Raw genomic sequence first — 18790 nt, forward strand, 5'->3', positions numbered from 1 at the left:
CGGTCAGCCCTGGGGCTGGATGATGTTGACCATCCAGGGGATGCCGAAGCGGTCGGTGCACATGCCGAACACGTCGCCCCACATCTGCTTCTCCAGCGGGACGGACACGGAACCGCCGGCGGACAGCTTCTCCCAGTAGCCGCGCAGTTCCGTGTCGTCGTCCCCGCTCAGGCTCACCGAGAAGGTGTTGCCCGGCGTGTGTTCCATGCCCGGTGGGGTGTCGGCGCCCATCAGGGTGAAGCCGCTCGGGGTCTCCAGCATGCCGTGCATGATCTTGTCGGCCTCCGCGGCCTCCTGGTGGCCGAACTCCCCGAAGGTGTTGACCTTCAGTGAGCCGCCGAAGACCTCCTTGTAGAACTCCAGCGCCTGCCGGGCGTCGCCGTCGAAACTGAGGTACGGGTTGAGGCGCGATGCCATGAAACCTCCTGGAACAGGCTGAATCGTCGGATGCGCGCAGACTAACGCGGGCCACTGACAACGGCCTGCCGGGCGCGGCCGCGTCCTGCGGACTGCCGGCATGATGCCCCCGGGGTGCTTCACCACCCGAGAAAACCGGATGCCCAATATGACGCAAATAGGCGTATGGGTGGTGTTCAGCCGGATACTCGTGCGGCATGACACGGACGATGAGAAGGCATGGAAGGAACGGCGGGCACGTCGCGGCCGGTCGGCAGGCCGAGACCGTGCGTGCGTCGGATGCCGGGCCGGACGAACAGGTGGAGCGGCAGGCGCCGGACAGTCCGACGGACCTGCCCAAGGGCTCCTGGGGGACGGTACTGAAAGGCACCCTGAGGGAGTTCAAGAATGATGAGCTGACCGACCGGGCCGCAGCGCTCACCTACTACGGCATCCTGGCGCTGTTCCCGGCTCTGCTGGCGCTGGTGTCCCTGCTGGGGATCGTCGGCCGGTCGGCGACTCAGGAGGTGCTGGACAACATCGAGAAGCTCGCACCGGGCGCGGCGCGAGACGTCCTCACCAACGCGGTGCGGCAGATGCAGGGCAACGCCGGACTCGGCTCGGTCATGGCGATCGTGGGTCTGGCGCTCGCGGTGTGGTCGGCATCCGGCTATGTCGCCGCGTTCATCAGGAGCGCCAACGCCGTCTATGACGTCCCCGAGGGCCGGCCGGTGTGGAAGGTGCTGCCGGTGCGGGTCGGCGTGACCGTGGTGCTGATGGTCATGGCCGTCATCAGTGCGGTGATCGTGGTGTTCACCGGCGGTCTCGCGCGGGAGGTCGGCACGGCGCTCGGGGTCGGCGACACGGGGCTGACGGTGTGGTCGATCGCGAAGTGGCCGGTGCTGGTGCTCCTGGTCACGATCATGATCGCCGTCCTGTACTGGGCGACACCCAACGCCAAGGTCCGCGGCTTCCGCTGGATCACCCCGGGCAGCTTCCTCGCGCTGGTGATCTGGATGATCGCCTCGGCGGGATTCGCGTTGTACGTCGCGAATTTCGCCTCGTACAACAAGACCTACGGCGCCCTCGCCGGTGTGATCATTTTCCTGGTGTGGCTGTGGATCGGGAACCTGGCGATCCTGCTCGGCCTGGAGTTCGACGCGGAGATGGCCCGCCAGCGGGCTGTCGCGGCCGGTCACCCGGCCGGTGAGGAGCCGTACGTCCAGCCGCGCGACACCCGGAAGTGGAGCGAGGGCGACCGTCGCCGCCTTGAATCCTGAGGTGGCGGATCACCGGCGCGGTACCGGTATGAGGGGGCTCCGGGCGGGAAGTCGGCTGGTCATGGAAGTGATGACGAGTTTGCGCCACCGGGATCGCCGGCTGGCGAGACGGGTGATCGCATGGGGACCTCCCTGGCTGCGGCAGGTCGCGCCCGCGGTGGAGGAGGCGGCCGAGCACACCAAGCTGTGGTGGGCGGCGGCCGGGGTCATGGCCGCCGTCGGCGGGTGGCGCGGTCGTACCGCCGCTGCCGCGGGGGTGGCGGCGATGGCGACGGCCGAGGTGCTGTCCAACGGGGTCGTCAAGCAGCTGTACCGGCGCCGCCGCCCGCCCCGGGAATGGGTGCCGCCGGACGACCTTCGGGACCGACCGGACAGCTCTTCCTTTCCCTCCGGGCACACCGCCGCCGCCTTCGGTTTCGCCGGGGCCGTCACGCCGGTGTGGCCGGCCGCCGGTGCCGCGTGTGGGGCCTCGGCGGTGATGGTGGCCACGCAGCGGGTCCACAGCGGCGCGCACTACCCCACCGACGTGGCCGCAGGCGGCGCGATCGGTGTGGCCGCGGCCGCGCTGGTGCGGGCCGTGCCCCAGTTGCTGCGGCGATATGTGCTCTGACGGGAGCTGCGAGCACGAAGGCCGGCCGTTTGACCTGGTCCTCCGGGTTCGCCCAGCAGGCGGCGCCGTTGCCTGGTGGTGGTCGTCACCGTGCCGAGGATCGCCGCGTCGTGCAGGACAGGGGTTGGGTCACCGTCTCGGTACGCGCTCAGGCCCTCGCCGGTCACCGTCCATGCCGTCGACGGTGAGTCGGATGGCCGGGGTGCTGCCTCCCACTTGGAGCCAGACGCAAGGCCACCGCGGGATGTGCAACTCGCTGGTTGCACTTGGCTCCCCCGATGTGCAACTCTGGGGTTGCACTCAACGACGGCAATGAATGGAGTCCCTCATGAGCGAGGACCGGATCGAGCGCGAGACCCTGATCGCCGCGTCCATGGAGCGGGTCTGGTCGCTGGTGGCCCAGCCCGGGTTCTGGGTGGCCGACAAGGCGAGCCTGCCCGGCACCGTGGCCAGGGAAGGTGAGTCGATGGTGGCGAAGAACGCGGAGCACGGCGACTTCCCGGTGCGCGTGGAGAAGGTCGAGCCGCCCACGTACCTGGCGTACCGGTGGACCAGCGCGTTCCCGGGAGAGGAGCTGCGCGAGGACAACAGCACCCTCGTGGAGTTCACACTGACCGCGGAAGGCGACGGCACGCGGCTGCGCGTCGTCGAGAGCGGCTTCTCGGCACTGGCCGGGTCGCAGGAGCTGCGGAGCCAGAACCTGAAGGACCACACCGCGGGCTGGCCGCTGGAGCTCGACGCGCTCAAGACGCGCGCCGAACAGCCCTCCACGTGACGGACGAAGGGGCCGGCGCCGGCGAGGCGGTCGACAGCGTCCTCACAGCGCTGGCCGACCCGACGCGACGCCGACTGCTGGAACTGCTCGCCGCGCGGGGCGAGGCCACCGCGACGACACTCGCCGAACCACTGCCCGTCTCGCGGCAGGCGGTGGTCAAGCACCTCGCCGTCCTGGACGCCGCCGGGCTGGTGTCCGCCACCCGGGCCGGCCGCGAGGTGCGCTACGCGGTACGGCCCGCGGCGCTGGACGCGACGGCGAGGTGGATGGCCTCCCTCGCGGCCGACTGGGACCGGCGGCTGGCGAACATCAAACGCGTCGCCGAGGCGGCGGAGCGCGAAGCGCGCCCCACCCGTCCCGACTGAGGATCTGCCTCGAACCGCTGGAACCTTGACCGGATCATCACCGAGTACACCGGCAACTCCTCGACCATCGCGTCACCGCGCCGGAGCGCACCTGAAACCGGACGTCCCTCCTCCCGGGGCCGGCGGGTGGGCCCGGGGAGGAGGGACGCAGGAGTCACTTGGCCTTGTTGACGAAGTCGTCGGTGTAGGTCTTGGACAGGTCGACGGTGTGGCCCTTGACCGTGGGGTCGAAGGCAGAGAGCACCTTCAGGACCGTCTTGGGACCGTCGGCGGGCATCAGGCCGGTCGGCGAGTACATGCCCTTCTCGTTCTGCAGCGCCTTGGAGTAGACGTCCTTGCCGACGCCGGCGTAGTAGTCCGCCGGCATCTTGTCGGCGATCTGGGCGGCGGTGTGCGTCTGGATCCACTTGAGCGTCGCGACGTAGGCGTTGACGAGCTTCTGCACGGTGGCCGGGTTCTTCTGGACGTAGGCCGTGGTCATGTAGAGACAGGACGCCGGGTAGGTTCCGCCCAGCGCCGCTTTGGCGCCGGCCGCGGTACGCATGTCGATCAGCGGTGTGGCCAGCTTCTTCTGTTCCAGCATGGAGATGGTGGGCTCGGTGGTCATGCCGGCGTCGATCTGCTTGTTCTGCATGGCCGCGACGAAGGTGGAGCCGGCTCCGACGGCGACCGAGGTGGCCTTGCCCGGCTTGACCCCGTTCTTGGTCGCCAGGTACTCGGTGAGGAAGTTGGTGGAGGAGCCGAGGCCCGTCACACCGAGGTGCTTGCCGGAGAAGTCGGCCGGGCTCTTGACGCTGCCGGCCTCGTCGCTGCGGACCATCTCCACCTCGCCGGGCGCCTGGAGCAGCTGGACCACGGACTCGGTGGACTTGCCCTTGGACTGCAGGTCGATGTTGTGGTCGTAGAAGCCGACGACCGCGTCGATCTGGCCGGAGATCATGGCGGTCTCGGCCTCGACTCCGGCGGGTTCGTCGGAGAGCTTCACGTTGATGCCCTGAGCCTTGTAGTAGCCGAGCTTCTGGGCCAGCATCACCGGCAGGTAGATCTGCTTGTCCAGGCCGCCGACCATGATTCTGACGGTGGGCGTGCCACCGGAGCCCTTGGCGACGGACTGGGTGCTCGACCCGCCGGCGCAGGCGGAGAGGGTGAGGGCCAGGGCCGCGCAGGCGGCGGCGGGGATCAGGGTGTTCTTGGCCAGCTTCATCGCTGGTCTCCTTTGTGGTGTGGTGTGCGGTGTGCGTGGTGAAGGCCGGAAGAGGGGACTACAGGCCGCTGTCGGCGGACAGCTGGGTGGGCCGCCAGCGCAGCACCTTCTTCTCGAAGCGGGTGACGAGGAACTCCGCGATCAGGGCGAGGACGGCGATGATCAGGGTTCCGGCGTAGACGCCGTCGGCGTTGAAGTTGCCCTGGGCCTGGGCTATCAGCTGGCCGAGACCGGCCTGGGCGCCGAGCATCTCGCCGACGATGGCGCCGATGAGGGCGAAGCCGAAGGCCGCGTGGAGGGAGGCGACGATCCACGTCATCGCCGAGGGCAGGACGACGTGGGAGGTCACCCGCCATTCGGAGGCGCCCAGGATGCGGGCGTTGGCGATCAGGTTGCGGTCGACCTCGCGGGTGCCCTGGAAGGCGTTGAAGAAGACCGAGAAGAAGACCAGCACCACGGCGAGCGCGACCTTGCCGGACGGGCCGAGGCCGAACCAGATGATGAACATCGAGCCGAGCACGATGCGCGGGATGGAGTTGGCCGCCTTGATGAACGGTGCCATCACGTCCGCCAGCGCCCGGATGCGGCCCAGGGCGATCCCCAGGACGACTCCGGCGACCGTGCCGATGAGGAAGCCGAGGACGGTCTCCTGCATGGTGACGCCGATGTTGTGCCAGATGGAGCCGAGCGAGGTGCCGTCGGTGAACCAGGTCTTCAGCTGGGTGACGACACCGTCGGGCGATCCGTAGGTGAACTTGTCGAGCGAGCCGCTGGAGGCGCCGAGCTGCCAGCCGCCGAGCACCAGCACGACCAGCCCGATCTGCGCGAGCAGGATGAGCAGCCGGCGGCGGCGTGTGCGGGACCTGGCGGTGCGGATCAGCGCGGCCTCGTCGGCGGGGAGCGGGGGAGCGGCGGGGCCGGGGTCCTTGTTGACGAGGAGGTCGGTCATCACGGGTCTCCTAGACCGAGGCGGTGGCGGGTGTGGTCCGGGCGCCCGAGGTGCGGGCGTAGGCGAGCGTGACCTCGTCGCGGAGGGTCTCCCAGATCTGCTCGTAGATCTCGATGAAGTGCGGGTCGAAGCGGATCTCCTGGACCTTGCGGGGGCGGGGCAGGTCGACGCGGAAGGTGTCCTTGACCGTGCCGGGGCCGACGGTGAGGACCACGACCTTGTCGGCGAGCGCGATGGCCTCCTCCAGGTCGTGGGTGACGAAGACGACGGCCGGGCGGGTCAGCTCCCACAGGGACAGCAGCTCGTCCTGGACGATCTGCCGGGTCTGGACGTCGAGCGCGGAGAACGGCTCGTCCATCAGCAGGATCTCGGGCTCGTTGATCAGCGTCTGGGCCAGCGCCACCCGCTTGCGCATGCCGCCGGACAGCTGGTGCGGCAGGCGGTCCTCGAAGCCGGACAGGCCGATCCGGCGCAGCCAGTCACGCGCCTTGGTGACGGCCTCCTTCTTCGGTGTGCCGCGGAACTGCGGCCCGGCCGCCACGTTGTCCAGCACCGACTTCCACGGGAAGACGGCGTCGGTCTGGAACATGAAGCCGACCCGGGGGTCGATCCCGGTGACCGCTTCGCCGTGGATCAGGGTCTGGCCCGCGTTCGCCTGCTCCAGGCCGGAGATCAGCGAGAGAGTGGTCGACTTGCCGCAGCCGGTCGGGCCGACCACCGCGCAGAACTCGCCGGGGGCCACCGTCATGTCGAGGTCACGCAGAGCGGTGTAGACCCCGCCTGACGGGGTGCGGAACCGCTTGGTCGCCTGGCGCAGCTCGATCGCCGGAGCCGTACCGGTCACTGATTCGGGCACTGCATCGCACCGCCTTCGGAGGATGTCGGAGAAGTACGTTGCGCCGGTGTTTCCGGCGGGTGACGAGAACGTAGGCCCGCGTCCGAGGCGGGGCGAGACTTCCGAAGGTTGCGCGGGTTTCCCACGTTGAACGGGGTTCTGCGCGTTCTGCTCAGTGATCCGGGGGGTGGGCAGAGCGCCCGTGGGCAGGCACAATCACGCCACCACGGGTACGGCGCAGGGGCCGGCCCCGAACGAGGCACGACCGGGGCGAACGCACCTGTGATACCCATCCGAATCCGGATCGGCCGCGGCGGGACGGGGAGACTCTCCGCGCGGATCCTGGCCAACCAGCTGCTCATCCTCGCGCTCACCGGACTCGCCGGCTTCGTACTGTTCGCCGTCGCGCAGCGGGCCGAACTCGACCGCGCCTACGAGCAGCGCGCCCTGGCCATCGCACAGACCATGGCCGCCGAACCGCAGATCCAGCAGGCCATGGAGTACGGCGGTGGTGGTGATGTCGTCCAGACCGTCGCCGAACGGATCCGCAAGGCGTCGGGCGCGTCGTACGTCGTGGTGACCGACCTGCACGGGGTGCGTCACTCGCACCCGATGCCGTCACTGATCGGCAAGACCGTGACCGACCCCCGCGCGGCCCGTGACGGACGTCCGCACGTCGGCATCGACGTAGGGGCCACCGGGCGGTCCGCCAACGGCCAGGCCCCGCTGTACGGGCCCACCGGCACGCTGGTCGGCGAGGTGTCGGCGGGCCTGCCGGAGCGCGATGTGCTCGGTGAGCTGTGGCGGGAGCTTCCCACCTTCGGCCTGTACGCCGCGATCGCCGTCGCGCTCGGCTCGGCGGCCGCCTTGCTGCTGGCCAAACGGCTGAAACGGTCGACGTTCGGACTGGAGCTGGAGGAGATCGCCGGGCTGCTCCAGGACCGCGAGGCGATGCTCCACGGCATCCGCGAAGGAGTCATCGCCTTCGATCCCGACGGCAAGATCACCGTGGTCAACGACGAGGCCCGCCTCCTCCTCGGCCTCGGCACCGCACTCGGCAGCGGGCTGGCGGACGTCCTGCCCGACGGGCGGCTGCGCCGCGCCCTGGACGGCACCGTGACCGGCACCGACATCAGCGTGCTGACCGACGACCACTGCCTGGTCGTCAACCGGATGCCGGTGGCGCTGCACGGCCGGGAACTGGGCGCCGTGGTCACCGTCCGCGACCGCACCGAACTCGTCGGCCTGCTCCGCGAACTGGACTCGGTGCGCGGTCTGACCGACGCACTGCGCGCCCAGCAGCACGAGTTCACCAACCGCATGCACACGGTGGCCGGGCTGCTGGACATCGGCGACCACGACGCCGCCTTCGAGTTCGCCGTCGAGTCGGCCGGCGCCGAGCAGGCGCTCACCGAGTCCGTACGCCAGCGGATCGGCAACGCGTTGATGGTCGGGCTGATCGTGGCCAAGACCACGGTCGGTGCGGAACGCGGGGTGCGGATCGTGCTGAGCGAGGACTCCGCACTCGGCCAGGACCCGCCGCATCTGCAACGGCTGCTGACCATCGTCGGCAACCTGCTGGACAACGCGATCGACGCGACGGCCGGCGGGCCGCCCTCGGCGAGCGGCCGCGAAGTGCGACTTTCGCTGATCGAAGGCGTCGACGAGGTGACCGTGCAGGTTGCGGACAGCGGTGCGGGCATCCCGCCGGGCGCCGCCGACGCCATCTTCCAGGACGGCTGGACCACCAGGCCCGACCGGGGCACCGCCCGGCGCGGCCTGGGCCTGGCCATAGTGCACCGGCTGGTGCAGCGCCACGGCGGCACCATCACGGTGACCGAGGGCCCGGGCGCGGTCTTCACCGTCGTACTGCCCCTGCCGGACTTCGCGCCCGCGACCGAGGGTGCACTGTTCACCACGGTCCTGCCGACAGGAGGTGAACGGGGATGATCCGGACCCTGGTGGTGGACGACGACTTCCGGGTGAGCCACATCCACTGCGACTACGTGTCCCGTGTCGAGGGCTTCGAGGTGGTCGGTGAGGCGGCCACCGTGGCAGACGCGCTGGAGGCGGTCCGCACCCTCCGCCCCGACCTGGTGCTGCTCGACATCTTCCTGCCGGACGGCAGCGGACTCGACGTGCTGCGACAGCTCAGCGGGGACGAGGGCGGCGACCGCCCCGACGCCATCATGATCACCGCCGACCGGGACATCACCTCCGTGCGGGTCGCGATGAAGCTCGGGGCCGTGGGATATCTGGTCAAGCCGTTCGGCTCGGGTGACCTGGCCAAGCGGCTCATGGCCTACCGGGAACTCCAGCACCGCATGGACGTACTCGGCTCGACCCCGGAGACCGACCAGGCCGACGTGGACGCCCTCTTCAGCGCCGCCCACCCGCCCACCGTTCCCCGGGTCCCGGCCAAGGGCCACTCCGCACCGACCCTCGCCCTCCTGCACCAGATCCTGCGCACCGCCCACAGCGCACTGTCCGCCGCCGAGGCCGCCGAACTCACCGGCGTCTCCCGCGCCACGGCCCAGCGCTACCTGTCCTACCTCGTCAAGGAGGGCCTGGTCCGGCTCGAACTCCGCTACGGGGCCACGGGTCGGCCCGAACACCGCTACCGGATCGCTCACTGACCGTTCGGCCGGCCGCCTTGCCGCTTGGGCAACTCGTCTACCACAAGCACCAAAATGCTGGCAAAGGGGTCTGGGGCAACCGCCCGGCATCATGCCATCGTGCCTGCCATGACGACAGATCACCTCACTCACGACCGGCCAGTGGGCCCGGTACGGCACGCGGCGAGCAAAGTGCCGGAGGTGACCGTCTACTTCTGGATCATCAAGGTGCTGACAACCGGCATGGGTGAGACGGCCTCCGACTTCGTGGCCCACCGGCTCGGCCCGATCCCCGCCGTCGGACTTGGCGGCCTCGCCCTGGTGGCCGCCCTGGCGGTGCAGTTCGCCGCCCGCCGGTATGTGGCGTGGATCTACTGGACGACGATCGTCGTGATCAGCGTGTTCGGCACGATGGCCGCCGACGTCCTGCACGTCGGCCTCGGCGTGCCGTACGCGCTCTCGACCCCGTTCTTCATGGCCGCACTGGCCGTCGTCTTCGCCCTGTGGCACCGCAGCGAACGCACCCTGTCCATCCACAGCATTCACACCCGGCGCCGCGAGACCTTCTACTGGGCCGCCGTGCTGGCCACGTTCGCGCTGGGCACCGCCGCAGGGGATCTCACCGCCACGATCGGCCTCGGCTGTCTCGGTTCCGCCGTCCTGTACGCCGCCGCGATCGCCGTACCGGCCCTCGCCCACCGTCGCGGCGGCCTGAACGCGGTGACCGCATTCTGGTCCGCGTACGTCCTCACCCGCCCGCTCGGTGCCTCCGTCGCGGACTGGATGGCCGTCAGCCACCAACGAGGCGGACTGAACGGGGGCCTGGGGCCGGTCACGCTGTCCTGGACGGTGGCCATCATCGGCTTCGTCGGCTATCTGGCCGCCTCTCGCAAGGACCTCCAGCACGACGTGATACCGGCTCAGGTGTAGGTGCGCAGGACTTCGCTGATCCTGCCGAGCGTGTCGTCGTTGCAGCCGAAGTGCGCCGGCACGCCGAGCGGTTCACGCAGGTGCGGGACGGGCAGCCGATCGCGCCGGCCGTCCTGCGGCGGGCCACAGGGCGCCGTGGATCAGCGCGGCGGGCTGTCGCGGGATCAGGTCGACGCCGCTGCGGACATGGCTTGTCTTCGGCGTTTCCCGCGGCCGGTGTGGGGCGTAGCGTGGCCGCGTGTCAGAGACACCGCTGCCGCCCACGGAGCCCCGGATTCCCCCGCAGCCCGCGGAGGAATGGGCTGAGTCCGTGCGGGAGACGTTGTCCGCCGACATCGGCTCACTCGGGCTCGGCGTGTCTACGCTCGGCGAGGCACATGTCTTCACCACGCTCGCCCGTCATCCCGAATTGTTCGCCGCGTGGCTTCCGTTCAGCGGCCAACTGCTACTCGCGGGTGAACTTCCCTTTGCCGACCGCGAGTTGGTGATCCTCCGGGTGGCGCGCAACTGCGATTCGCCCTACGAGTGGGGCCAGCACGTGAGGATCGCCGAGAAGGCCGGGCTGTCACCGGACGACATGAGCCGGGTGGCGGCAGGTCCCGACGCGCCCGGTTGGACGGAACGGCAGTCGCTGTTGCTGCGGGCGACGGACGAATTGCGCTCGGGAGCACGGATCAGCGAGCCGACGTGGGAAGGACTGACCAGACACCTGACGGAGCGCCAGCTGATCGAGCTGCCGATGCTGGTGGGCCATTACCATCTGCTGGCCTTCACCCTGAACTCCCTGCACGTGCGGCCGGAGCCCGGACTTCCCCCGATGCGCTGACGCGTGTGGAAGAGGCAGGAAGCCATCCCGGTGGAGGACTCACGACACGCGTTTGCTCTGGTTCCGCAGGGGCCGGCTGCATGGAGCGGAAGCGGTCCATGGCGTGACGGCGACCTGTTCGCCGGGATCACTCGGCACCTCGCGGTGCCGGATCTTACGGCTGAGATCGGCTGTTCCACTCGGGTCGGTGCCTACCGCACGGCCGACCCTGCGATGCTGCACGGCCAGGAACGTGATGGCGATGGCCGTGTAGAGCGCGCCCTGAATCACCCACGACAGCGGATGTTCATTCCGGCGGAACAGGGCGGTGACTCCCACACCCAGCGGGAAGATGACGACCGCCTGCGCGGTCGGACGGCGGTCGAGCCAGCGCTTGAAGGCGCACGGCACGTACCTCCTCGGAATCGACGGACACCGCGGTCGCTTTCCGAATACCCCGCCGGCACCGGCCCATTGGCGGCGCTCCCGGCTGCCGCACGGCGGCGTACGCACCACGCGGCCCGGGCATGCGCGGGCCAGGCGTCGACGACCGCGCGTGGTGACGCGCACGGCGACGGCGTATCGCCCCCCGGTGGAGGTGGGGCTACCGGGAGGTCGCATACTCGGTGACCGGTGCGGTGCGGTGCCGTGCGTGCGGCGACTGCCGTGATCGTGTGCTGCCAGGCAGGAAGGCTGATGGGGGACATGAAGGACGCGAACGAACTGGCCATGCCGGAAGTGGTGGACAGTCCCGCTCATCGTCCGCAGCCGACCGGCGGCCTGGCGCAGTGGTTGCTGCGCCACCGGGTGCAGCCGGTCGGGCCGGCGGCGGGCGAGGACCATTCCGAGCCGCACGCCTGGTGGAAGGTGATGTGCCTGACGGGAGTGGACTACTTCTCCAGCCTTGCCTACGTGCCGGCCATCGCGGCACTCGCGGCCGGGGCCGTCTCGCCGTTGGCGACGTTGCTCATCGTGGCGTTGACCCTGGTGGGCATGTTGCCGATGTACCGGCGGGTGGCCCGGGAGAGCCCGCACGGAGCCGGGTCGGTGGCGATGCTGGAGGACCTGCTGCCGTTCTGGTGGGGCAAGCTGTTCGTGCTGGTCCTGCTCGGCTTCGTGGCCACCTCGTGGATCATCACGATCACCCTGTCCGCGGCCGACGCCTCCGTCCACATGGTGGAAAACCCCTACCTGCCCCATGCCCTGCACGGTCATGAAGTCGCCATCACGGTCGCGTTGTTGCTGGTGCTCGGCGGGGTGTTCCTGCTCGGGTTCAGTGAAGCGGTGAGTGTTGCCATCCCGTTGGTGGCGGTCTTCCTCGTGCTCAACGCGGTGGTCATCGCCGTAGGACTGGTGGATGTGTTCACCACGCCGGGGGCGTTCTCGGCATGGACGGACGCGCTCGGCGAGGGCGGAGGCGGATTCGGTCATCTGGTGGAGCCGGCGCTCATGGCGTTCCCGCTGCTGGTGCTTGGCCTGTCCGGTTTCGAGACAGGCGTCAGCATGATGCCGCTGGTGGCCGCCGACGGCGCGGATGCCGAGCAGCGGTTGCGCTCGCGTATCCGCAACACCCGCAGGCTGCTGACGACCGCGGCGCTCATCATGAGCGTGTACCTGCTGGCCGCGAGCTTCGTGACCACCGTCCTCATCCCGCACAAGGAGTTCGAGCCCGGTGGCGGGGCCAACGGCCGTGCCCTGGCCTGGCTGGCCCACGAGAAGGTCGGGGAGGCGTTCGGCACCGGATACGACATCAGCACCATTCTCATCCTGTGGTTCGCGGGAGCGTCCGCGATGGCGGGGCTGGTCAACATCGTCCCGCGGTACCTGCCCGACTACGGCATGGCCCCGGAATGGGGTCGTGCGGTACGCCCCGTCGTGCTGGTCTACACCGCTCTGTGCGTCCTCATCACCATCGCCTTCGACGCCGACGTCGACGCCCAGGCCGGCGCCTACGCCACCGGCATCCTGGCCATGATGGTCTCCGGCGCCTTCGCCGTCACCGTCTCGGTCGTCCGCCGCCGCCGGCGCGCGACCGCCACCGGCTTCGCACTGCTCACCGCGGTGCTCTTCTACGCCCTCGTGGCGAACATCGTCGACAAGCCCGACGGCATCACCATCTCCGGCATGTTCATCCTGGGCATCATCGCCGTGTCACTGATCTCACGGGTCTCACGCACCACCGAACTGCGCGCCGACCGCATCGTCTTCGACCCGGCCGCCCGCCGGTTCATCACCGACACCCTCGCCCACGACAACTCCATCAACATCATCGCCAACCGGCGTGAGACCGGCGACGGCGCCGAGTACTCCGCCAAGGAACGCGAGCAGCGCGGCAACAATCCGGTGCCCGGCCCGGCCGACGTGCTCTTCCTGGAGATCGACGTGGTCGACCCGTCCGACTTCAGCGAGGCCCTCGCCGTACGCGGCGTCGAGGTCGACGGCTACCGGATCCTGCGCACCGAGGCCCCGGCCGCCCCGAACGCCATCGCCGCCGTCCTGCTCGCCCTGCGCAACGCGACCGGCGTTCAGCCGCACTGCTACTTCGCATGGGCCGAAGGCAGCCCCCTCCGGCACATGTTCCGCTACTTCCTGCTCGGCCGCGGCGACACCGCTCCGGTCACCCGCGAGATCATCCGCAGCAACGAACCCGACCCCGACCGCCGCCCCGGCATCCACGTCGGCGGCTGATCCGGGGCCCCGCGACCCCCGCCGGGTGAGGAACATGCGTCGGGACCGCTGCCGTGCCATGCTGAAAACGAGACATGGAGGCCGCGATGGGGTTCTATGCCGAGCGGGTGCTGCCGCGGATCATCAACGTGGCCTGCGGGGCAAAGACAGGCAAACCGCTGCGACGCCGCGTCTGTGAGGGCCTGGCGGGCGAGGTGGTCGAGATCGGGTTCGGCACGGGCCACAACGTCCCCTTCTACCCGGCATCCGTCACCGGGGTCACCGCGGTCGAACCCTCCGATCTCGGATGGAGACTCGCCGGCGAACGCGTAAGGGCGGCACGTGTCCCCGTGCGCCGCGCCGGCCTGGACGGTCAGTCCCTGCCGTTCGAGGACAACAGTTTCGATGCCGCCCTGTCCACGTGGACGCTGTGCACCATCCCCGACGCCCATGCCGCCCTCCGCGAGCTGCGACGCGTCCTCAAACCCGCAGGGACCCTGCACTTCATCGAACACGGACTGGCCCCGGAAGAGGATCAGAACGTGCGCGACTGGCAACGACGCCTCGAGCCGGTCAACAAGCGGATCTTCGGCGGCTGCCACCTCACCCGACCCACCGCCGACATGCTGACGAACGCGGGATTCAAGATCACGGACATCGAGGTCTTCTACGAGAAGGGCATCCCGAAACCCATGGGGGCCTACTCCCTCGGTACCGCCGTGGCCTAGGGCCGCGCTGCGTTCAGCAGACCCAGGTCAGGCCAGGGCTACGACGCGATCGGGCGGTCGCACAGATAGCCCGGCGGTGATCACGAGGGATCACGGCCCGGGACAGCGCAGCTAGAGCAGGTCGCGTGGCACCGTCTCGTTCCAGGTGCGCGAGAACACCCGGCGCTCGCCCTCGTAGCCGTCCAGGGTGGCGTCCACGAAGAAGTCCTGCTCGTCGCAGCCGAGCCGGGTGTGTGTCACCACGCGAATGTCCCAGTTCTCGCGTCGGAACCGCATGGTCCAGGTGGACTCGCCGCGGACCGACGTGAAGTCGTCGGCGACGGTCGCGTAGCGCTCGTAGGCGCGACGGCCGGCGTCGAGTCCGATCCCGTCGAAACGGACCAGACCCTGGTCCTTCACGATCTCCAACTCGGCGTGGTAGCCGATCAGGTCCCGCTTCACGTCCCACCGCTGCTCCGGTGGCGTCAGCCGGGTCACGGCCAGTGGCGGCGTCCCTTCGGGCTCTTCGAACGGGTTCGACGGCACCTCGTCGGGCTCGTCCGTCGGGCGGACGGGGAGTGTGAGGGTGCTGGAGCCCTCGTGGACGCTCAGCAGGGCCGGTTTGGGGGGCGGCCAGGCGAGCGGCCAGTACGACGTGGACAGGGAGAGGCGGATGCGGTGTCCGGGCGGGAACGCCTGTGCCACTCCGTTGAGGTGGACGGTCGCGCGGTAGCGCCGGCCCGGCTCCAGCGGCTCGGGGTTCTCGGTGTCGTCCCGGCGGGTGAGGTTGAGCAGGCCGTACGTGACCCGGGTGGCGGCGCCGTCGGGACTCACGTCGGACAGTCGCGCGGCCACCATCGCGACCGGCTCGTCGGCCGAGACGTCGAGTTCCACGGTCGGTGAGCCCAGGATCTCGAGCCGTTCGGTCAGGGGCTCGGTCTCGAAGACGAGTGAGCCGCCGTCCTCTTCGCGCTGGTCGTAGGGCAGGTCCGGGGGCGCGTTGTAGGAGGCCCACTTGCCGGCGAACTGGCCGACGGACAGAGGCGAGCGCACCGTCATCGCGGCGCTGTCGCCTTCGCCGACCGGCCCGTCCTCGCCCTTGGAGCCGATCGTGTGCCGGGTCAGCGGGTACGTGACCGGGTGGATGTGCGGAGACGGCCACGTGGGTTCCGCGACCCAACGGCCAGGCCGCTCCTCGTACGACGTGGACGGGGGAACGCTGTCCTGCATCCACGTGCGCAGCATGGGGCCGTCCATGACGCCGTTGTCGACGCCCTTGAGCCAGTGGTCCCACCACCACACCACCTCCTGCAGGTAGCCGATGGCCGGCCCGGGTTCTCCGAGGTGGGGGAACTTGTGCGACCAGGGGCCGATCAGCCCCTTGCGGGGCACATCCAGGTTGCCGAGCAGGCGGGTCACGGCGTTCGAGTAGCCGTCCGCCCAGCCGCTGGAGGCGAGGACGGGACAGCGTACGTCCTGGTAGTTCTCGCAGACCGAGGCGTGGCGCCAGTAGTCGTCGCTGCGCTGGTGGCGCAGCCACTCGACGACCCAGGGGCCGGTGTTGTCCAGGCGCTCGTGCCACATGTCGCGCCAGCGGTCGCCCACTACGGCGGGGTCGGGCGGGCAGGTGGCGTAGGCGAACATGGTGCCCGCCTCGGCGAGGTTGTCCGAGAGCATGGCCCCGCCCATGTAGTGCATGTCGTCGGCGTGCCGGTCGTCGGTGAAGGAGGCGATGACGATGGCGCGCAGGCTCGGCGGCCGCCGGGCGGCCACCTGGAGAGCGGCGAAGGCACCCCAGGAGATGCCCATCATGCCGGTGCTGCCGTCGCACCAGGGCTGCTCGGCCAGCCAGGCGAGGACCTCTTCGGCGTCCGCCTGTTCCTGTTCCAGGTACTCGTCCTTCAGTACGCCCTCCGAGTCACCGGTGCCGCGCACGTCGACGCGGACGCAGGCGTAGCCGTGCCCGGCGATGTACGGGTGGTGGATGGAATCACGTACGGAGGTGAGGTCGCGTTTGCGGTAGGGGATGTACTCCAGCACCGCGGGCACGGGCTCGCCGTCCGAGGACGTGGGACGCCAGACGCGTGCCGACAGCCGGACGCCGTCGGACATGGGGATGCAGACGTGCTCCTCTTCCTTCGTGGCGTACGGCAGGTTGGTCACGTAACGCATGAGGCCGACGCGCTCCTTATTCGTTCGGGCTCTCGCCCTGCGGGCTTTCGTCGAAGGTGAGTCCCAGTGCGGCCACGCAGTGGTCGTACTTCTCCCGCAGGTCCTCCTCGCTGTCACCGCCGGTGAAAACATGGGCCAACTCGAAGCTGTAGCTGTCCTGTTGGGACAGTTCCGACAGCCGCTGCCCGTCCCGGGGAGTGACGTCGACGCGCACGCCGTCGGTCTCACGCTCGATGCGGGCTATGTCCTCGGGCGAGGGCACATGGCCCACCACTCCGTCGGTGAACCAGCGGTAGTACCACTTGGCGGCCATCGCGTACGGGCCCTTGCGGTGCGGCATGTGCGGGTCGTCGCCGAGGGCGAGGCCGATCATGCAGTGGTGATTGGGTACGCCGTCGACGTACTGGAACAGTTCGGCGTGGGACTGGGAGTGCCGGGGGTTGATCTCCAGCAGGTTGATCTCCTGGGTCTGCGGGTCGTAGAAGTACTCCACGCTGAAGGTGGCCGAGTCGAGGCCGATCTGGCGCATCACCCGCTCGGTGACGTCGTGGAGTTGCCCGATCACCTGAGGCGGCAGCGTCGAGGGGTACTGGTGGCGCAGGAAGCACGGGGTGTCGGGATAGTTGATGGAGTCCAGCGCTCCGTAGACGGTCACTTCGCCCCGGTGGACGTAGCCCTCGACGGCGACCTGGATCCCTGACATCGCTTCTTCCGCGAGGCAGACCTGGCCGCCGACGCCGTCCATCTCGGGCGGCAGCTCGATGCGGTCGAGGATGTACTCGAAGGGCCGGCCGACCCGGGCGATGCCCTCACGGATCTCGGCGACGGCGGCACGGAACTCGTCCATGTCCTTGACCCCGAAGGCGAGTTCGGAGGAGTACGAGAGCGCCGGTTTGAGCCACATGGGGAACCGCACCCCCTCGGGAGGGCGCGGGTCGTCGGCCTCCAGGTCGACTGTGCCGAACCGCGGAATCCTGTCGGTGACCTTCTGCTGCTCCAGCCGACTCCAGTACTTGTGCTCGCACTTGACCACCGACTCCAGGGTGGTGCTGCGCGTTCCGTAGCGCTCGCCGAGGATGGGGAGGAGGGTGCTGACCGGGAAGTCCCAGTAGCCCACGATCGCGTCGATGCCGCCGTCGAAGGCGTCCAGCACGCCCTGTGCCTTGTCGATGAGTTCCGGCACCGACACCTCGCCGCCCTGCAACTCGTCGGTCGACAGCAAGGGGTGGAAGCGCAGCGACTGTGCACCTGGTACCGCTTGGAGTGTCGGCAGGTTGGCATCGTCGAGGCCGAGCACAAAGATGTTCTTCGCATCGTTCCTGTTCTTGTCGGGCACCGGCACCTTCCTGCTTGTCCACGGCTCGGATCGGAAGATCGTCGGAGTACCCGTGAGGTGCGCGGCCAACCTTCTGCCCGCTGATGCCTTCGTCACCGATGGGCGACGCCGCTGGTCACCGCGGGCGAGTCGTTCGTTGCGCGGGCCGCCCTGTGGTCCCCGGCAGCGGAGTCGGCGCCCTCCCGCCGTCCAGTACTGCCTCGATATTGCGTGCGGCCAGCTCCACCATCGCCGCGCGGGTCGCCTCGGTTGCCGAGCCCACGTGCGGCAGCACCACCAGGTGCGGCTCTGCGAACAGCGGATCGGCCGGGTCGGTCCGCGGCTCGTCCGTCATCACGTCCAGTCCCGCCGAGTGCAGTCTCCCGTCGCGCAGCGCGGTGAGCAGGGCCTCCTCGTCGACGACTCCGCCCCGCCCGGTGTTGACCAGCGTCGCGGTCGGTTTCATCAGGGCGAGCTCCGGTGCACCGATCATGCCGACGGTCTCGGGCGTCAGGGGAGTGTGCAGGGACACGATGTCGCTGGTCCGCAGCAGTTCGTCGAAGGTGACCCAGTGGGACAGCTCGCCGTCCTCCTTGCGGCGCGGGTGGTGGTGCCGGACCCGCATCCCGAATCCGGCCGCCCGGCGTGCGACGGCTTTGGCGATCTGCCCGTAGCCGATGAGCCCGAGTGTCGCGCCCTGCACGTCGAGCCCCAGGAAGGCGTCCATCCTGAACGCGCCCCACTCGCCGCGCCGCAACGCGTCCATTCCGGCTCCGAGGCGCCGACGCGCCATCAGGATCAGCGCCATCGCCACGTCGGCGGTGGTGTCGGCGAGTACGTCGGGGGTATGGGTGACCACCACGCCGCGCGCTGCGGCGGCGTCGACGTCCACGCCGTCGTAGCCCATCGACGCCAGCGCCACGACACGGAGGCCGGGGCCGGCGGCGTCCAGCAGGGCGGCGTCCACGCGGTCACTGCCGAGAACGAGCAGCCCCTCGCAGCCGCGGACCAGCGTGCCCAGCTCCACGGAGGTGGGCGGCGCCGTCCCTTCCCAGGCGGTGACGTCGTACCGGGAGGCGAGCCGCTGGACGGCGTCCCCCGGCAGACCGGTGCGGCTGACGGCGACGCGCGGACGGGGCACGGGCACGGGGATGCGGGACATGCT

General features: G+C 69.6%; 18 protein-coding genes. 10 read left to right on the top strand and 8 right to left on the bottom strand.

Going from position 1 to position 18790, the window contains the following annotated elements; translation table 11 throughout:
- Nucleotides 1-3 precede the first annotated feature (3 nt).
- The gene (locus ACFYO2_RS24105) at nt 4-417 is read right to left on the bottom strand and encodes a VOC family protein (RefSeq protein ID WP_388352553.1); all 414 of its coding nucleotides are present in this window, start codon (nt 415-417) and stop codon (nt 4-6) included.
- Nucleotides 418-614: 197 nt separating this feature from the next.
- Between ACFYO2_RS24105 and ACFYO2_RS24110 the strand changes: the two genes are divergently transcribed.
- The 4 genes from ACFYO2_RS24110 to ACFYO2_RS24125 all read left to right on the top strand — a co-directional run bounded on the left by ACFYO2_RS24110 (nt 615) and on the right by ACFYO2_RS24125 (nt 3426).
- Nucleotides 615-1676: a YihY/virulence factor BrkB family protein gene (locus ACFYO2_RS24110; protein ID WP_388352554.1), complete on the top strand. Its 1062-nt coding sequence runs from the start codon at nt 615-617 to the stop codon at nt 1674-1676.
- Between the two features lie 112 nt (nt 1677-1788).
- The gene (locus tag ACFYO2_RS24115; protein WP_388352557.1) at nt 1789-2286 is read left to right on the top strand and encodes a phosphatase PAP2 family protein; all 498 of its coding nucleotides are present in this window, start codon (nt 1789-1791) and stop codon (nt 2284-2286) included.
- A 328-nt stretch (nt 2287-2614) separates the two neighbouring features.
- Nucleotides 2615-3061, top strand: coding sequence for an SRPBCC domain-containing protein (locus ACFYO2_RS24120; RefSeq protein ID WP_388352560.1), 447 nt, complete (start codon nt 2615-2617; stop codon nt 3059-3061).
- A complete protein-coding gene (locus tag ACFYO2_RS24125; protein WP_388352563.1) occupies nt 3058-3426 on the top strand; it encodes an ArsR/SmtB family transcription factor in 369 nt (122 codons plus the stop codon). Before ACFYO2_RS24120 ends, ACFYO2_RS24125 begins: the two co-directional genes overlap by 4 nt.
- A 154-nt stretch (nt 3427-3580) precedes the next feature.
- Here ACFYO2_RS24125 and ACFYO2_RS24130 read toward each other — a convergent pair whose 3' ends face one another.
- The 3 genes from ACFYO2_RS24130 to ACFYO2_RS24140 are packed head-to-tail and all read right to left on the bottom strand — an operon-like array spanning nt 3581 to nt 6435.
- Nucleotides 3581-4630, bottom strand: a complete 1050-nt coding sequence (locus ACFYO2_RS24130; protein WP_388352566.1) for an ABC transporter substrate-binding protein — start codon at nt 4628-4630, stop codon at nt 3581-3583.
- A 58-nt stretch (nt 4631-4688) separates the two neighbouring features.
- On the bottom strand, nt 4689-5579 hold the full coding sequence (locus ACFYO2_RS24135) for an ABC transporter permease (RefSeq protein ID WP_388352569.1): 891 nt from the start codon (nt 5577-5579) through the stop codon (nt 4689-4691).
- A 10-nt stretch (nt 5580-5589) separates the two neighbouring features.
- On the bottom strand, nt 5590-6435 hold the full coding sequence (locus ACFYO2_RS24140) for an ABC transporter ATP-binding protein (RefSeq protein ID WP_388352572.1): 846 nt from the start codon (nt 6433-6435) through the stop codon (nt 5590-5592).
- A gap of 261 nt (nt 6436-6696) precedes the next feature.
- On the opposite strand from ACFYO2_RS24140, the gene ACFYO2_RS24145 reads away from it, so the two are divergent.
- The 4 genes from ACFYO2_RS24145 (at nt 6697) to ACFYO2_RS24160 (ending at nt 10785) form a co-directional block, all read left to right on the top strand.
- Complete coding sequence (locus ACFYO2_RS24145; RefSeq protein WP_388352574.1) at nt 6697-8364, top strand: ATP-binding protein; 1668 nt, start codon at nt 6697-6699, stop codon at nt 8362-8364.
- Entirely contained in the window at nt 8361-9050 is a 690-nt protein-coding gene (locus tag ACFYO2_RS24150) for a response regulator (protein WP_388352577.1), read from the top strand. Before ACFYO2_RS24145 ends, ACFYO2_RS24150 begins: the two co-directional genes overlap by 4 nt.
- A gap of 108 nt (nt 9051-9158) precedes the next feature.
- Nucleotides 9159-9959, top strand: coding sequence for a hypothetical protein (locus ACFYO2_RS24155; RefSeq protein ID WP_388352580.1), 801 nt, complete (start codon nt 9159-9161; stop codon nt 9957-9959).
- A 310-nt stretch (nt 9960-10269) separates the two neighbouring features.
- The gene (locus ACFYO2_RS24160) at nt 10270-10785 is read left to right on the top strand and encodes a carboxymuconolactone decarboxylase family protein (protein ID WP_388352583.1); all 516 of its coding nucleotides are present in this window, start codon (nt 10270-10272) and stop codon (nt 10783-10785) included.
- 39 nt (nt 10786-10824) lie between these two features.
- Here ACFYO2_RS24160 and ACFYO2_RS24165 read toward each other — a convergent pair whose 3' ends face one another.
- Complete coding sequence (locus tag ACFYO2_RS24165; protein ID WP_388352586.1) at nt 10825-11175, bottom strand: hypothetical protein; 351 nt, start codon at nt 11173-11175, stop codon at nt 10825-10827.
- Nucleotides 11176-11469: 294 nt separating this feature from the next.
- Between ACFYO2_RS24165 and ACFYO2_RS24170 the strand changes: the two genes are divergently transcribed.
- Together ACFYO2_RS24170 and ACFYO2_RS24175 are read left to right on the top strand one after the other, a co-directional pair.
- Nucleotides 11470-13452 (top strand): amino acid transporter, encoded by a 1983-nt coding sequence (locus tag ACFYO2_RS24170; protein WP_388352800.1) that lies wholly within the window; start codon nt 11470-11472, stop codon nt 13450-13452.
- An 86-nt stretch (nt 13453-13538) separates the two neighbouring features.
- Nucleotides 13539-14159 carry a class I SAM-dependent methyltransferase gene (locus tag ACFYO2_RS24175; RefSeq protein WP_388352588.1) on the top strand — a complete coding sequence of 207 codons (621 nt, stop codon included), beginning with the start codon at nt 13539-13541 and terminating at the stop codon, nt 14157-14159.
- Between the two features lie 111 nt (nt 14160-14270).
- On the opposite strand, the gene ACFYO2_RS24180 is transcribed toward ACFYO2_RS24175, so the two are convergent.
- The 3 genes from ACFYO2_RS24180 to ACFYO2_RS24190 all read right to left on the bottom strand — a co-directional run bounded on the left by ACFYO2_RS24180 (nt 14271) and on the right by ACFYO2_RS24190 (nt 18787).
- Complete coding sequence (locus ACFYO2_RS24180) at nt 14271-16310, bottom strand: CocE/NonD family hydrolase (protein ID WP_388352591.1); 2040 nt, start codon at nt 16308-16310, stop codon at nt 14271-14273.
- A gap of 16 nt (nt 16311-16326) precedes the next feature.
- Nucleotides 16327-17646 (bottom strand): ATP-grasp domain-containing protein, encoded by a 1320-nt coding sequence (locus ACFYO2_RS24185; RefSeq protein WP_388352593.1) that lies wholly within the window; start codon nt 17644-17646, stop codon nt 16327-16329.
- Nucleotides 17647-17761: 115 nt separating this feature from the next.
- Nucleotides 17762-18787: a 2-hydroxyacid dehydrogenase gene (locus ACFYO2_RS24190; protein WP_388352596.1), complete on the bottom strand. Its 1026-nt coding sequence runs from the start codon at nt 18785-18787 to the stop codon at nt 17762-17764.
- Nucleotides 18788-18790: the final 3 nt, after the last annotated feature.

The organism is Streptomyces sp. NPDC006602 (genome assembly GCF_042870385.1).
In the GTDB taxonomy this organism is placed as follows: Bacteria; Actinomycetota; Actinomycetes; order Streptomycetales; family Streptomycetaceae; genus Streptomyces.

Bases quoted from the DNA above. Each gene is read 5' to 3' on its own strand.
- ACFYO2_RS24150 (WP_388352577.1), top strand. From the start codon at position 8,361: ATGATCCGGACCCTGGTGGTGGACGACGACTTCCGGGTGAGCCACATC.
- ACFYO2_RS24120 (WP_388352560.1), top strand. From the start codon at position 2,615: ATGAGCGAGGACCGGATCGAGCGCGAGACCCTGATCGCCGCGTCCATG.
- ACFYO2_RS24180 (WP_388352591.1), bottom strand. From the start codon at position 16,310: ATGCGTTACGTGACCAACCTGCCGTACGCCACGAAGGAAGAGGAGCAC.
- ACFYO2_RS24105 (WP_388352553.1), bottom strand. From the start codon at position 417: ATGGCATCGCGCCTCAACCCGTACCTCAGTTTCGACGGCGACGCCCGG.
- ACFYO2_RS24130 (WP_388352566.1), bottom strand. From the start codon at position 4,630: ATGAAGCTGGCCAAGAACACCCTGATCCCCGCCGCCGCCTGCGCGGCC.
- ACFYO2_RS24175 (WP_388352588.1), top strand. From the start codon at position 13,539: ATGGGGTTCTATGCCGAGCGGGTGCTGCCGCGGATCATCAACGTGGCC.
- ACFYO2_RS24155 (WP_388352580.1), top strand. From the start codon at position 9,159: ATGACGACAGATCACCTCACTCACGACCGGCCAGTGGGCCCGGTACGG.
- ACFYO2_RS24190 (WP_388352596.1), bottom strand. From the start codon at position 18,787: ATGTCCCGCATCCCCGTGCCCGTGCCCCGTCCGCGCGTCGCCGTCAGC.
- ACFYO2_RS24170 (WP_388352800.1), top strand. From the start codon at position 11,470: ATGAAGGACGCGAACGAACTGGCCATGCCGGAAGTGGTGGACAGTCCC.
- ACFYO2_RS24110 (WP_388352554.1), top strand. From the start codon at position 615: ATGACACGGACGATGAGAAGGCATGGAAGGAACGGCGGGCACGTCGCG.
- ACFYO2_RS24135 (WP_388352569.1), bottom strand. From the start codon at position 5,579: ATGACCGACCTCCTCGTCAACAAGGACCCCGGCCCCGCCGCTCCCCCG.